The organism is Streptomyces sp. NPDC006655, assembly GCF_040703965.1.
In the GTDB taxonomy this organism is placed as follows: domain Bacteria; phylum Actinomycetota; class Actinomycetes; order Streptomycetales; family Streptomycetaceae; genus Streptomyces.
In genome coordinates, this window is the sequence record NZ_JBEYJU010000092.1 from 22485 (window position 1) to 36499 (window position 14015).

Genomic DNA, 14015 nt, shown 5'->3' on the forward strand with positions numbered 1-14015 from the left:
ACGCCGGGCCCCTCGGACCGCCTTCTTCCTACTCGCCCACCGCCGGCCCTCAGGCCTGCGGGCCGCTCTCCGTCATGCCGTGGACGGCCGGGATCGTCCCCAGGCGGCCCTTCTGGAAGTCCTCGAACGCCTGCTGAAGCTCTTCCCTGGTGTTCATGACGAACGGGCCGTAGTGAGCCATCGGCTCCCGGATCGGCTGCCCCCCGAGCAGGACGACCTCCAGGTCCGGCGTGTGCGAGTCCTGCCGCTCGTCCGCGCGGACGGTCAGCGAACCGCCGGCGCCGAAGACGGCCGTCTGACCCAGGTGGATCGGACGGCGCTCGGCACCGACCGAACCCTTGCCCGCCAGCACGTACGCCAGCCCGTTGAAGTCCTCCCGCCACGGCAGGGTGACCTCCGCGCCCGGCGCCACCGTCGCGTGGATCATCGTGATCGGCGTGTGCGTGATGCCGGGACCGGCGTGCCCGTCCAGCTCACCGGCGATGACGCGCAGCAGGGCGCCGCCGTCGGGCGTGGACAGCAGCTGAACGCTGCCGCCGCGGATGTCCTGGTACCTCGGGGCCATCATCTTGTCCTTGGCGGGGAGGTTCACCCACAGCTGGAGGCCGTGGAAGAGGCCGCCGGACACGACGAGGGACTCCGGCGGCGCCTCGATGTGGAGGAGGCCGGAGCCGGCCGTCATCCACTGGGTGTCACCGTTGGTGATGGTGCCGCCACCGCCCTGGCTGTCCTGGTGGTCGAAGATGCCGTCGATGATGTAGGTGACGGTCTCGAAGCCACGGTGCGGGTGCCAGGGGGTGCCCTTGGGCTCGCCCGGCGCGTACTCCACCTCACCCATCTGGTCCATCATGATGAACGGGTCGAGGTGGCGGTAGTTGATCCCGGCGAACGCCCGGCGCACCGGGAAGCCCTCACCCTCGTAACCGCTCGGCGCGGTCGTGACGGCGAGCACGGGACGGGCCACGGCGTCAGCCGGTGCGGCCACCCGAGGGAGGGTGAGCGGGTTCTCGACAGTCACTGCAGGCATGTTGGCTCCTCCTTGTGCGCCCAGTTTAGTTGAGCGTTGAACTTTCTGCCACCCCTAACGACGAAGGCCCGGAGGGCATTCCCTCCGGGCCCGGTCGTCCCCCGTCCGGTGGATCAGTTGCTGAAGTAGAGGTAGTTCCACGCGCCGTAGGTCGTGGAGTTCACGGTGTCGCCGGACGAGCCGTTGACGTACACCGAACGCATCCGCGCCCGGAGGCCGGACTCACCGGGAGCGTCGAACTGCACGTACGACTTGCCGTTCGTGCCGAGCCTGAAGTACTCGGAGTCCGTCGAGTACCACCGGCCCTGGTAGTAGACCTCCAGGTCCAGGCGGTGCTCACGGCCCGGGTAGTAGGTCATGGTCGTGTTGAACACCGGGCCGGTGTTCTTGTGGAACCAGCGGTACGACGTCGAACCGATCTTCGCCGTCTTGTAGTACTTGGAGAGCGACGTGGAGATCTTGACCCGCGCGTACGCGGTGACCTTCGCGGTCTTCGGCGCGTAGCGGCCGTCCCCGTCGAAGACCGCGGAGACGGCCGTGTCGCGGGTCATGTCCACCCAGGCGGCGATGTTCCCGTGGGAGTCCACCGTGCCGGTCTTGATCAGCTTCTTGCCCTTGTCGCTGCCGAAGGGGTCCGCGTAGATCCTGACCGAGCGGTTCTTGTACGTCGTCCCGAGGTGCGCGGTGAACTTCACGTCGGCGCCGTAGTCGTACAGCTTGCCGTTGTTGTTCAGGCTCAGGCTCGTGCCCGCGCGGGAGACCGAGACCTTGTCGGACGCGGTGGCCGCGGTGTGGCCGGCGTCGCCCGCGTAGGTCACCTTGTAGGTGACCGTGCCACCGGCCGGCGGGGTGTCGGCGAAGGAGTAGGTGCCGTCCGCCTTGACGGTGACGGCGGCCAGCGCCTTGCCGCCGGGGCTCTCGACGTCGGTGCGGGTGACGGAGAGCCTGACGCCGGCGGGCAGCGGGACCGTCGCCGAGAGCTTGCCGGTGACGGTGAGTCTCTTGGCGCGGGGCGCCGAGCTCGGGGCGTTGACCGTGAGCGCCGGCACGTTGAGCGTCGGCTGGGTCAGGACCTTGAGCGTGTAGGAGGTGCCGTTCGACGTCAGCGCGAAGATCCGCGAGGAGTCCGGCGCCCAGCGCAGGTTGCCGGTGGCGTAGTCGGTCGAGGTGCCGAGGGTGTAGGTGCGCAGCGGCTTGGCGGCGTCGGGCCGGTAGACGCCGACCTTGCCGGCGTTGAACTGGGCCACCAGCCCGTTCGGCGCGATGTCGGCGCTCCACGCGCCCGGGTAGGAGCCGGCCTTGCTGAACTTGCCGTCCGCCCACGCGTCCCGGTCGGTGCCGTTGACCAGCACCTGGTCGGTGCCGGGGACGAGGTCGATGTCCGCGATGCCGCTGTTCAGGGTGTAGTCGCCGGAGTACCAGGCGGTGGCCTTGGTGGTGGCGCCGGAGACGTCGACAACGGCCATGGAGTCGGTGGAGATGCCGGTCTCTCCGACGGCCAGCACGCCCGGCCGGTTCGGGTCGGTGTCCAGCAGCGCCTGACCCCAGACACCGACCGAGGTGCCCTCGGTCGGGAACTGCGCCATCGCCACCGGGTCGGTCCCGCCCGCCGGGTCCACCGACGGGTCGACGGAACCGATGTCGCCGTCCCACTGGTCGCCGTACGAGAACCACGCCTTGCCGCCGGTGAAGGCCAGGTGGCGGGGGCCGGTGTCGGTCGGGATGCGGTACGTCGTCCGCACGTCCAGCGTGGCCGGGTCGAGGGCGAGGATCTGATGGGTGTTGGGCAGGGCCGCGTACAGGGTGCCGCCGTCGTCCGACAGCGTCAGGTCGCTGACGCTGCCGAGGCCGGTGGCCGAGTCGACGAGGGTGCCGTTGTAGTCGGAGGCGACGATCCGGCCGTTCGCCGCGTCGCCGACGAACACCCGCTGGAGGGCGCCGTCCACGACGAACCCGCCGATGGTGGTGACGGTGGTGGCGGCCGCCGAGGCGGTCCCCGCCGCCACGACGCTCAGCGCCGCCGAGCTGAAGACGACCGCGAGCGCCGTCGCGACCGAAGTGCTGCGCATGCGCACAGTGATAGAACCCCCAGAGAGAACCCGGGTTCACCGGGTGGATCAGAGCGCCGCGCGGCACCCGGACGCGACCGCAGTGAAAGCGGTGACGCACGGGGCGCGGCTGCCAGGGGAAGCCTATGGCATGGCTGTGACAAAGATGAGGTGAGTTTTCAGAGGCGCTGTCGGCAGCGCCCCTCGCGGCGCTGCCGGCGAGGCGTCACCCGTACATCCGCCGCATCGCGAACTCCACCATCTGCTCGACCGCCTTGGCGTCGAAGACCATCCGGTGCTCGCCCTCCATGTCGAGGACGAAGCCGTAGCCGGTCGGGAGCAGGTCGATGACCTCGGCGCCGGTGATGACGAAGTACTTGGACTCCTTGCCCGCGTACCGGCGCAGCTCCTTCAGCGAGGTGAACATCGGGATCACCGGCTGCTGGGTGTTGTGCAGCGCGAGGAACCCGGGGTTGTCGCCGCGCGGGCAGTACACCTTGGACGTGGCGAAGACCTGCTGGAAGTCCTCGGCGGTGACCTGACCGGTGGTGAAGGCACGGACCGCGTCCGCGAGGGACGGCGGGGACGGCTCGGGGTAGAGCGGCGCCTGCTGGCCGTAGCCGCCCGGCATCTGCTGCTGGGGCTGGGCGTACTGCTGCTGAGCGGCCCCACCGTCCATGGGCTGGCCGTATCCATACATGCGCGCAAGCCTACCGAGACACGCGGTGCACGCGAGAAGGTAGACCCTTCTCACACTTCACCCGTCGGGGGTTGCGTCTTATTACCGGCGGGTAGCATCATCGGAGCTACTCGTTGGTATGTGAAAGCTTGCGCGAGGATTCAGTGCCTCGCCGATCCGGATACGGAGCCGTCACCATGGGGCACTACAAGTCCAACCTCCGCGACATCGAGTTCAACCTCTTCGAAGTGCTCGGTCGCGACAAGCTGTACGGCACCGGCCCGTTCGGCGAGATGGACACCGACACCGCGAAGAGCGTCCTGGAGGAGCTGACCCGCCTCGCCGAGAACGAGCTGGCGGAGTCCTTCGCCGACGCCGACCGCAACCCGCCGGTCTTCGACCCGGAGACCAACACCGCCCCGGTCCCGGCGTCCTTCAAGAAGAGCTACAAGGCCTTCATGGACTCCGAGTACTGGCGCCTCGGCCTGCCCGAGGAGATCGGCGGCACCACCGCTCCCCCGTCGCTGATCTGGGCGTACGCGGAGCTGGTCCTCGGCGCGAACCCGGCCGTGTGGATGTACTCCTCCGGCCCGGCGTTCGCCCGCATCCTCTTCGAGGAGGGCACCGAGGAGCAGAAGAAGTGGGCGCAGCTCGCCGTGGACCGCACCTGGGGTTCGACCATGGTGCTCACCGAGCCCGACGCCGGTTCGGACGTGGGCGCCGGCCGTACCAAGGCGGTCCAGCAGGAGGACGGCTCCTGGCACATCGAGGGCGTGAAGCGCTTCATCACCTCCGGTGAGCACGACATGGAGGAGAACATCCTCCACTACGTGCTGGCCCGTCCCGAGGGCGCCGGTCCCGGCACCAAGGGCCTGTCCCTCTTCCTCGTCCCGAAGTACCTCTTCGACTTCGAGACCGGCGAGCTGGGCGAGCGCAACGGCGTCTACGCCACGAACGTCGAGCACAAGATGGGCCTGAAGGCCTCCAACACCTGCGAGATGACCTTCGGCGACCGCCACCCGGCCAAGGGCTGGCTGATCGGCGACAGGCACGACGGCATCCGCCAGATGTTCCGGATCATCGAGTTCGCCCGCATGATGGTCGGCACGAAGGCCATCTCGACGCTGTCCACCGGCTACCTGAACGCCCTCGAGTACGCCAAGGAGCGCGTCCAGGGTCCGGACCTCGCGAACTTCATGGACAAGACCGCGCCCAAGGTCACCATCACCCACCACCCCGACGTCCGCCGCTCGCTGATCACGCAGAAGGCGTACGCCGAGGGCATGCGCGCCCTCGTCCTCTACACCGCCTCCATCCAGGACGCCATCGCCGTCAAGGAGGCGAACGGCGAGGACGCCAAGGCCGAGCACGCGCTCAACGACCTGCTCCTGCCGATCGTCAAGGGCTACGGCTCCGAGAAGGGCTACGAGCAGCTGGCCCAGTCGCTCCAGACCTTCGGCGGCTCCGGCTTCCTGCAGGAGTACCCGATCGAGCAGTACATCCGCGACGCCAAGATCGACACCCTGTACGAGGGCACCACCGCCATCCAGGGCCAGGACTTCTTCTTCCGGAAGATCGTCCGCAACCAGGGCGCGGCGCTGAACTCGCTCGCCGAGGACATCAAGAAGTTCCTGGCGCTCGGCACCGGCGGCGAGGAGCTGGCGGGCGCCCGCGAGCACCTCGCGAAGGCAGCCGTCGAGCTGGAGGCGATCGTCGGCCTGATGCTGACCGACCTCGCGGCCACCGAGCAGGACGTCAAGAACATCTACAAGGTGGGCCTGAACACCTCCCGCCTGCTGCTCGCCTCCGGTGACGTGATCGTCGGCTACCTGCTGCTCAAGGGCTCCGCGATCGCCGCCGAGAAGCTGGAGACGGCGTCCTCCAAGGACAGGCCGTTCTACACCGGCAAGATCGCGGCGGCGAAGTTCTTCGCGGCCAACGTGCTGCCGGGCGTCACCCTGGCCCGCAAGATCGCGGCCGACGTCGACCTCGACCTGATGGAGCTGGACGAGGCCGCTTTCTGATCCACCCGGTCCGTTTCCCGGAGGCCCGTTCCCCCTGAGATGTCCTGAGGGGAGCGGGCCTCCGCACGTCGTTAAGGTGAAGCACATGAGTTTCGATCGCGGCCACACCGACGACCTGATGTCCTTCCTCGCGGCCAGCCCGACGCCGTACCACGCGGTGGCGAACGCCGCCGACCGGCTGGAGAAGGCCGGTTTCCGGCAGGTCGCCGAGACGGCTGCGTGGGACGGGGCGAGCGGCGGCCGGTACGTCCTGCGCGGCGGGGCGCTCATCGCCTGGTACGTCCCCGAGGGCGCCGCGCCGCACACGCCGTTCCGGATCGTCGGCGCGCACACCGACTCCCCGAACCTGCGGGTCAAGCCCCGCCCGGACACCGGCGGGCACGGCTTCCGCCAGGTCGCCGTGGAGATCTACGGCGGCCCGCTGATGAACTCGTGGCTCGACCGGGACCTGGGGCTGGCCGGCCGGCTCAGCCTGCGGGACGGCTCCACCCGCCTCGTCGACGTGCACCGGCCGCTGCTGCGGGTGCCGCAGCTCGCCATCCACCTGGACCGGGCGGTCAGCAGCGACGGGCTCAAGCTGGACAAGCAGCGCCACCTCCAGCCGATCTGGGGCCTCGGTGACGACGTCCGCGACGGCGACCTCATCGCCTTCCTGGAGCAGGAGGCCGGCCTGTCGCCCGGCTCGGTCACCGGCTGGGACCTGATGACCTACGCCGTCGAACCGCCGGCCTACCTGGGCCGCTCCGAGGACCTGCTGGCCGGCCCCCGGATGGACAACCTGCTCTCCGTGCACGCCGGTACGGCGGCCCTCGCGGCCGTGGCGACGAGCGGCGCGGAACTGCCCCACGTCCCCGTGCTCGCCGCCTTCGACCACGAGGAGACCGGCTCCCAGTCGGACACCGGCGCGGACGGGCCGCTGCTCGGCACCGTCCTGGAGCGCTCGGTGCTGGCGCGCGGCGGGTCGTACGAGGACCGGGCGCGGGCCCTGGCGGGCGCCGTCTGCCTCTCCTCCGACACCGGTCACGCCGTCCACCCCAACTACGCGGAGCGGCACGACCCGACGCACCACCCCCGCGTCAACGGCGGCCCGATCCTCAAGGTCAACGTCAACAACCGCTACGCGACGGACGGTACGGGCCGCGCGGTCTTCGCCGCCGCCTGCGAACGGGCCGGCGTCCCCTTCCAGACCTTCGTCTCCAACAACTCCATGCCGTGCGGCACCACGATCGGCCCGATCACCGCGGCCCGCCACGGCATCCAGACCGTCGACATCGGCGCGGCGATCCTGTCGATGCACAGCGCCCGCGAACTCTGCGGCGCCGACGACCCGTTCCTCCTGGCGAACGCGCTGGTCGCGTTCTTGGAGGGCTAGTTGCACATGTCCCGCCCGCTCCTGGGTACTCGGTGTGGACCGGAACCACCACCGAACCTGAAGGGGAGGCAACGCTCATGGGTCTCGGCGGGTGCATCATCCTCATCGCCGTGGGGGCCATCCTCACGTTCGCGACCGACTGGCACATGCAGGGCGTCAACCTCGACGTCGTCGGCCTGATCCTGATGGTCGTCGGCATCATCGGCGTCGCCACGTTCAGCAGCATCGCCCGCCGTCGGCGGGTCATGGTGCCGCCGGCTTCGACGGTCGTCGAGGAGGAACGGCACCATCACCGTGACGGATACACCGACGGATACGGCGTCTGACGGACACGTCCGTACCGACAGGGCGATCACAGACAACCGTGAGCAATTCGTTACGGAGTTCAACTACCAGAGTTGTGGGCTTTTCGTGAAAACTGTGGACCACGACGGGTCCGGAATATCGTCTTCCGGACCCCACCACGGCTTTCACGACGGGGGGTACGAGCCGTGCGCCGCCACGCCGCGCGCCGCGCCCACGCCGCTCCGGAGGAGCCGGGCGAGAGGCCGAGACTCGCCGTCCTGATCCCGGCCCACAACGAGCAGGAACGTATCTCCGCAGCGATCGACGGCCTCTGGGACCAGACCCGGCGCCCCGACCTGATCGTGGTCGTCGCCGACAACTGCACCGACGGCACCGCCGCCGTCGCCACCGCCCACGGCGCCCATGTCTTCCCCACCGAGGGCAACACCCACAAGAAGGCCGGTGCCCTCAACCAGGCCATCGCCTGGGTGCTGCCGCACATGGACGACCGGGACCTCCTGCTCGTCCAGGACGCCGACACCGTCCTCAACCCCTGGTTCGTGGAGACCGCGCTCGCCACCTTCAACCGCAAGGTCGGCGCGGTCGGCGGCGTCTTCTACGGCGAGGACGGCGGCGGCTTCCTCGGCCTGCTCCAGCGCATGGAGTTCCACCGCTACGCCTGGGAGCTGGAACGCACCGGCGGCAAGGCCCAGGTCCTCACCGGCACCGGCACGATGTTCCGCGCCCGGGTGCTGCGCGAGGTCCGCGCGGCCCGCCGGGCCGGCGAACTCGGCGGCGGCACCGGCTACTACAGCCTCGCCTCGCTCACCGAGGACGACGAGATGACCAAGGCGGTCAAGACCCTCGGCTACCGGGCCATGTCCCCGGCGGGCTGCGCGGTCACCACCGAGGTCATGCCGACCCTCCCGAAACTCTGGCACCAGCGGCTGCGCTGGCAGCGCGGCGCCCTGGAGAACCTCCGCGACTACGGCTGGACCCGGGTCACCGCCCGCTACTTCATGCAGCAGTTCCTGATGGGTTTCGGCGCGCTCTCCTTCCTGATCTACCTGACCTACATGGCCGCGTACACCTCGCTGTACGGCTGGCCGGGCCTGTCGCCGTTCTGGACGGCCATCGGCCTGATCTTCGTGGTCGAGAAGACCGTCTCCGTGCGACGGGCCGGGCCCAAGGCCGTCCTGGTCGCCGCGCTGATGGTCCCGGAGATGCTCTACGACCTCTTCCAGCACGCCGTCTACTTCTCCTCGCTGTGGGGGCTGGTCCGCCGCAGCGAGGAGAAGTGGGTGGCGACGTGAGACTCCCTCACTCCTCGTAACCCCACACCTCACCTCACACCTCACACCTCACAGGAGCAGAGCGACATGTACGGCAGAGTGATCGGCGCGGGCACGGCGGGCGCGGGCGGGGCGACCCTGGCCGCCACCGGACTGTGGATCAACAGCATGGCGATGGTGGTGGCGGCCACGACGCTGGTGGCGGCCGGGGTCGCGGTGTTCAAGCTGGTCCCGCGCCGGCGCTGACCCGGCGGGCGCTGCGCTGTCTCAGGCGTCCTGGTCCATTCCGGCCAGGACCAGAGGCAGCCGACTCGCCCCACCCTCCGTGATCCGCACCGGTACGCCCCAGTCCTGCTGGTGCACATGGCAGGCGGGATATTCGTTCGCCGGGTCGTCGTCACAGCTCGCGGCCATCGCCGAGACGTGCAGGACGCCTTCCGGCACCGCCGGGTTCAGGTCCACCTCTCTCGACAGGTCGGTGTCGGCGCCCTCGCCCTCGAGCAGCAGCTCCGGCGGGGTCGACGACACCAGCAGGCGCGTCGACGGGCCGTACCGCGTGTCCAGCTTCTGACCCGCCGGGGCCTGGAAGACCACGTCCAGCCGGAGCCTGCCCGGCGCGACCTCGGTCGCCGCACGCTGGGTGCGGTGGGCGACCGACTCCACCCGGACCGCCTCCTCGGGCAGCCGCAGCCGGGTCAGCCGGTGGCGGGCCGACTCGACCACCACGATCTCGTCGCCGACCAGCACCGCGTCGCTCGGCTCCCACAGGTCCGTGGCCAGCGTGGTGACCTCGCCGGTCGCGGGGTCGTAGCGGCGCAGCGCGTGGTTGTAGGTGTCGGCGACGGCGACGGAACCGTCGGGGAGCGCGGTCACCCCCAGCGGGTGCTGGAACAGGGCCTGCCCGGCGGCGCCGTCGCGGTGCCCGAAGTCGAAGAGACCGGTGCCGACGGCCGTGTGGACCTGCCCGTCCGGGTCGACCCAGCGCAGGGCGCTGGTCTCGGAGTCGGCGAGCCACAGGCGGTCCGCGGTGGCCGCGAGGCCGGACGGCTGGGCGAACCAGGCCTCGGCGGCCGGGCCGTCCACCAGCCCTTCGTTGGTGGTGCCCGCGGCGACCGCCACGGTCCCCGCCTGCGGGTCGTAGGCCCACAGCTGGTGCACGCCGGCCATGGCGATCCACACCCTGCCGCCGAAGACGGCCACGTCCCAGGGTGAGGACAGGTCGATCTCGCGGGCCGGCCCCGAGGTCGGGGAACCCTGCCACCACTGGCGTCCGGTGCCGGCGAGGGTGGTCACCTCGCCGCTGCCGAGGTCCAGGCGGCGCAGGGCGTGGTTCACGGTGTCGGCGACGACCACCGAGCCGTCGTCGAGGAGCGCCAGCCCCTGCGGCTCGCTGAAGGAGGCGGTGTCCGGCGTGCCGTCGGTGAAACCGCGCGCACCGGAGCCGATCCGCCGTACGACCGTCTCCGCGTCCTCGGCCAGTTCCACCAGCTGGTGCCGGGTGGTGTCGCTGACCAGGAAGTTCCCCGAGGGCAGCAGCAGGGCCTTGCCGGGGAAGCGCAGGGCGGTCGGCTCGGGCTCCGGCGGCACGTACGGGCCGTCGCCGCGCCGCAGGGTGCCCTTCGCCTCGTGCTCCGCCTCCAGCTCCTCGACCAGCCGCGCGATCGCGTGCGCGTGCCCCTCGCCGGCGTGCTGGGCGACGACGTACCCCTCGGGGTCGATCACGACCAGCGTCGGCCAGGCCCGGACGGCGTACTGCTTCCAGGTGGCGAGCTCCGGGTCGTCGAGGACCGGGTGCTCGACGCCGTACCGCTCCACGGCGTCGACGACCGCCTGGTGCTCGGCCTCGTGAACGAACTTGGGCGAGTGCACCCCGATGATCACCACGGTGTCCCGGTGCTGCTCCTCCAGCTCCCGCAGCTCGTCCAGGACGTGCAGGCAGTTCACGCAACAAAATGTCCAAAAATCGACAATTACGATGCGCCCGCGGAGCTCCGCGAGGCTGAGCTGCTTGTCACCTGTGTTGATCCAGCCGCCCTTGCCGATCAGCTCGGGGGCGCGGACGCGTACGCGCTTCGCCATGGTTCAAGCCAACCACACGCGCGCGTGGCGCTATTCCTCACCGCCGACCGCCCGGACGCCCCGGAGCCCGGCCATCCCCACTCAGTCCTGGTGCACCACGTTCCGGCCGGGACCGCCGGAGAGCCTGTCGCGGCCGCGACCGCCGTACAGCCTGTCGTCGCCGCTGTTGCCGTACAGCGTGTCGTTGCCGCTGTCGCCGTACAGGACGTCGTCGCCCTTGCCGCCGTACAGGGTGTCCGCGCCGCTTCCGCCGGTGACGGTGTCGTGGCCGTCGTCGCCGGACAGGTACTGGGCCCCGCTGCCGCCGTGCAGCACGTCGTCGCCCTTGCCGCCGTGCACGATGTTGTCGCCACCGCTCGCGTTGATCGTGTCGTTCCCGTCGTCGCCCCAGGCGAGACCCTCCTTGCCCACGGTGATGGTGTCGTCGCCCGCGCCGCCGGAGACGTAGGCGCCGTCGAGGCGACCGGAGTCGGTGGCCTTGTCGTTGCCCGTGCCGAGTGAGATCTGGGCGTAGAAGTAGATCTGGTCGGTGGCGTTCCTGTAGGCGAGCACGTCGTCCCGGTCGCCCAGGCTCACGACCAGCGCGGCGTACGGGTCCTGACTGTCCACCAGGGTGACCCGGCAGGAAACCTTGGTGTGGTCCGCGCTGTCGACGTAGGCGCAGTCATGACCCGCGCTGATCGGGACGACGTCGTCGATCACATAGACGATGCCCGTGCGGTCCGCGGTGAGCGACGCGGTGACCGTGGCCTTGTTGGCCTGACCGGCGGCGGCCGTGTAGGTGAGCTGCCAGTCGTACGGGTTGACCGCGGCGGTGGCCGGTGCCGTCGCGGCGTCGGCGGTACCGGCCGTGGTGAGTGTCGCGGCCATGGCCGCACCGAGAGCCAGCGTCATCGCCGGGACGGCGCGTGCGACCCGGCGGCGGACGGGACGAGCATGCATGGAGACCTCCGAGAGGACCGAGCGCGAATGCGCGGACTACGCACTGTCGGACTCGGAGCCCACCCCGTTGGTTGGGCGGCTTCCGCGCACGCACGGGGACTTCACCTCCCGGACGTCCATCGGACCCGGGGAATCCACGGCCCGGTCAGGTGAGGACGTGGCCGGTCGTCGCGTCCACGTGCCCGGGGACCTCGTCGTGCCGATCGCCCACCGTGAGGGTTCCGGTGGGTTCGAGGAGCAGGATCTCGGTGGGCACGCGCGCGTGCGGCTTGTGCTCGGTGCCGCGGGGGACCGTGAAGACCGAGCCCTTCGGGAGGACGACCGTGCGCTCGCCGGCCGGTTCCCGCAGGGCTATGCGCAGTTCGCCCTCCAGGACCAGGAAGAACTCGTCGGTGTGGTCGTGGACGTGCCAGATGTGCTCGCCCTCGACCTTGGCTACGCGGACGTCGTAGTCGTTGACGGCGGCGACGATGCGCGGGCTCCACAGGGCGTCGAAGGTCGTGAGGGCGTGGGCGAGGGAGACGGGTTCGCTGGTCATGGCGATCATCCTGGGCCGTGGTCCGGCGCCCACGTGAGTGCTAGAAATCGCACATGCCGCAAGGATCCTCTCAGCCCCGGCCCCACCGGGTCGCCGTGATCGTCGACTCGGGGACCAATCCGTTCGAGGTGGGGGTCGCCACCGAACTGTTCGGGCTGCCGCGGCCCGAGCTGGGCCTGCCCGTGCCGCCCTACGAGGTGACGCTCTGCGCGCCCACGCCCGAGGTGCGCATGAACCACGGTTTCTTCACGCTCAGCGGGGTGGCGGGGCTGGCGGCCGTGGACGAGGCGGACACGGTGGTCGTCCCCGGACGGCCCGACAACGTCGTACCGCGCGGTGCCGACGTCCTCGACACCGTCCGGCGCGCGCACGCGCGGGGTGCCCGGGTGGTGAGTTTCTGCACCGGGACCTTCGCGCTCGCCGAGGCCGGGCTGCTGGACGGCCGGCCGGCCACCACGCACTGGCGCTGGGCGGACGCCTTCCGGGACCTGCACCCCCGGGTGCTGCTCAGGCCCGACGTGCTCTTCGTCGACGACGGCGACCTGCTCACCGCCTCCGGCAGCGCGGCCGCGCTCGACCTGGGGCTGCACATCTGGCGCCGGGACCACGGCGCCGAGATGGCCAACGCGGTCTCCCGGCGGCTGGTGTTCGCCTCGCACCGCGACGGCGGCCAGCGGCAGTTCGTGGAGCGTCCGGTGCCCGACGTGCCGGACGAGTCGCTCGGCCCGCTGCTCGCCTGGGCGCAGGAACGGCTCGGCGAGCCCCTCGGTGTGGCGGACCTCGCCGCGCGGGCGGCCGTCTCCCCCGCCACCCTGCACCGCCGGTTCCGCGCCCAGCTGGGCACCACTCCGCTGGCCTGGCTGACCGGCGAACGGGTGGCTCTCGCCTGCCGTCTCATCGAGCGCGGGGAGGAGCGGCTGGAGGTGGTGGCGGCGCGCAGCGGTCTCGGTACCGCCGCCAACCTGCGCGCCCGGCTGCGGCGCGAGACCGGACTCAGCCCGTCGGACTACCGCCGGCGTTTCGGGCCGGTCGGCCGGGAAGGGGTACAGACATGAGATTCCAGGTGCGGGACCGGCTCCTCGGCTTCGGCGAGGACTACTGGATCGAGGACGAGCACGGCGACAAGGTGTTCCTCGTCGACGGCAAGGCCATGCGGCTGCGGGACACGTTCGAGCTGAAGGACCGGCAGGGACGCGTGCTCGTCGACTTCCACCAGAAGATGTTCGCGCTGCGCGACACGATGGTGATCGAACGCGAGGGCGAACCGCTGGCCACCATCAGGCGCAAGCGGCTCTCGCTGCTGCGCAACCACTACCGGGTGCGCCTGGCCGAGGGCACCGAGCTGGACGTCAGCGGCCGGATCCTGGACCGCGAGTTCGCCGTCGAGTACGACGGTGAGCTGCTCGCCGTGATCTCCCGGCGCTGGCTGCACGTGCGGGAGACCTACGGCGTCGACGTCGTACGGGACGACGCGGACCCGGCGCTGCTGATCGCGGTCGCGGTGTGCGTGATCCACCTGGCCGACAAGGAGCGGGACGAGGACTAGCGGCCGGGCGGGACGGGCGCGACGGGAGAGGCAGGGCCAGGGCCCTTCTGATGGATCTCCGTGGGAGAAGGAGCGGCGTTCGGTGCGTGCGATCGGCGTGCGGGGTGGCGGGCCGGGCGGGGGGGCGCCGCGGGGATACAACAGAAGGGGCCGAAACGGGGTGGGGGGGCGGCCCCACCCAGC

Annotated in this window: 13 protein-coding genes; 7 read left to right on the forward strand and 6 right to left on the reverse strand. The window is 70.5% G+C overall.

Features of this window, described 5'->3' with window-relative positions; all coding sequences use genetic code 11:
- Positions 1–49 precede the first annotated feature (49 nt).
- The 3 genes from AB0958_RS35620 to AB0958_RS35630 all read right to left on the reverse strand — a co-directional run bounded on the left by AB0958_RS35620 (position 50) and on the right by AB0958_RS35630 (position 3775).
- On the reverse strand, positions 50–1027 hold the full coding sequence (locus AB0958_RS35620; RefSeq protein ID WP_366894614.1) for a pirin family protein: 978 nt from the start codon (positions 1025–1027) through the stop codon (positions 50–52).
- A gap of 113 nt (positions 1028–1140) precedes the next feature.
- On the reverse strand, positions 1141–3096 hold the full coding sequence (locus tag AB0958_RS35625) for an Ig-like domain repeat protein (protein ID WP_366894615.1): 1956 nt from the start codon (positions 3094–3096) through the stop codon (positions 1141–1143).
- A 205-nt stretch (positions 3097–3301) separates the two neighbouring features.
- A complete protein-coding gene (locus AB0958_RS35630) occupies positions 3302–3775 on the reverse strand; it encodes an SseB family protein (protein ID WP_132888471.1) in 474 nt (157 codons plus the stop codon).
- Positions 3776–3951: 176 nt separating this feature from the next.
- Between AB0958_RS35630 and AB0958_RS35635 the strand changes: the two genes are divergently transcribed.
- The 5 genes from AB0958_RS35635 (at position 3952) to AB0958_RS35655 (ending at position 8973) form a co-directional block, all read left to right on the forward strand.
- On the forward strand, positions 3952–5778 hold the full coding sequence (locus AB0958_RS35635) for an acyl-CoA dehydrogenase (protein WP_366894616.1): 1827 nt from the start codon (positions 3952–3954) through the stop codon (positions 5776–5778).
- Between the two features lie 85 nt (positions 5779–5863).
- On the forward strand, positions 5864–7150 hold the full coding sequence (locus tag AB0958_RS35640) for a M18 family aminopeptidase (protein WP_366894617.1): 1287 nt from the start codon (positions 5864–5866) through the stop codon (positions 7148–7150).
- Positions 7151–7227: 77 nt separating this feature from the next.
- Positions 7228–7476 carry a DUF6458 family protein gene (locus tag AB0958_RS35645; RefSeq protein WP_366894618.1) on the forward strand — a complete coding sequence of 83 codons (249 nt, stop codon included), beginning with the start codon at positions 7228–7230 and terminating at the stop codon, positions 7474–7476.
- Between the two features lie 165 nt (positions 7477–7641).
- Positions 7642–8748 (forward strand): glycosyltransferase family 2 protein, encoded by a 1107-nt coding sequence (locus tag AB0958_RS35650; RefSeq protein WP_366894619.1) that lies wholly within the window; start codon positions 7642–7644, stop codon positions 8746–8748.
- Positions 8749–8814: 66 nt separating this feature from the next.
- Complete coding sequence (locus AB0958_RS35655; RefSeq protein ID WP_294008171.1) at positions 8815–8973, forward strand: hypothetical protein; 159 nt, start codon at positions 8815–8817, stop codon at positions 8971–8973.
- 21 nt (positions 8974–8994) lie between these two features.
- Here AB0958_RS35655 and AB0958_RS35660 read toward each other — a convergent pair whose 3' ends face one another.
- The 3 genes from AB0958_RS35660 to AB0958_RS35670 form a co-directional block, all read right to left on the reverse strand.
- The gene (locus AB0958_RS35660; protein ID WP_366894620.1) at positions 8995–10806 is read right to left on the reverse strand and encodes an NHL domain-containing thioredoxin family protein; all 1812 of its coding nucleotides are present in this window, start codon (positions 10804–10806) and stop codon (positions 8995–8997) included.
- Positions 10807–10887: 81 nt separating this feature from the next.
- Positions 10888–11748: a calcium-binding protein gene (locus AB0958_RS35665; protein WP_366894621.1), complete on the reverse strand. Its 861-nt coding sequence runs from the start codon at positions 11746–11748 to the stop codon at positions 10888–10890.
- Between the two features lie 145 nt (positions 11749–11893).
- Entirely contained in the window at positions 11894–12286 is a 393-nt protein-coding gene (locus tag AB0958_RS35670; RefSeq protein ID WP_366894622.1) for a cupin domain-containing protein, read from the reverse strand.
- Between the two features lie 53 nt (positions 12287–12339).
- On the opposite strand from AB0958_RS35670, the gene AB0958_RS35675 reads away from it, so the two are divergent.
- Positions 12340–13341 (forward strand): helix-turn-helix domain-containing protein, encoded by a 1002-nt coding sequence (locus tag AB0958_RS35675; RefSeq protein WP_366894623.1) that lies wholly within the window; start codon positions 12340–12342, stop codon positions 13339–13341.
- Complete coding sequence (locus tag AB0958_RS35680; RefSeq protein WP_366894624.1) at positions 13338–13832, forward strand: LURP-one-related family protein; 495 nt, start codon at positions 13338–13340, stop codon at positions 13830–13832. Before AB0958_RS35675 ends, AB0958_RS35680 begins: the two co-directional genes overlap by 4 nt.
- Positions 13833–14015 lie beyond the last annotated feature (183 nt).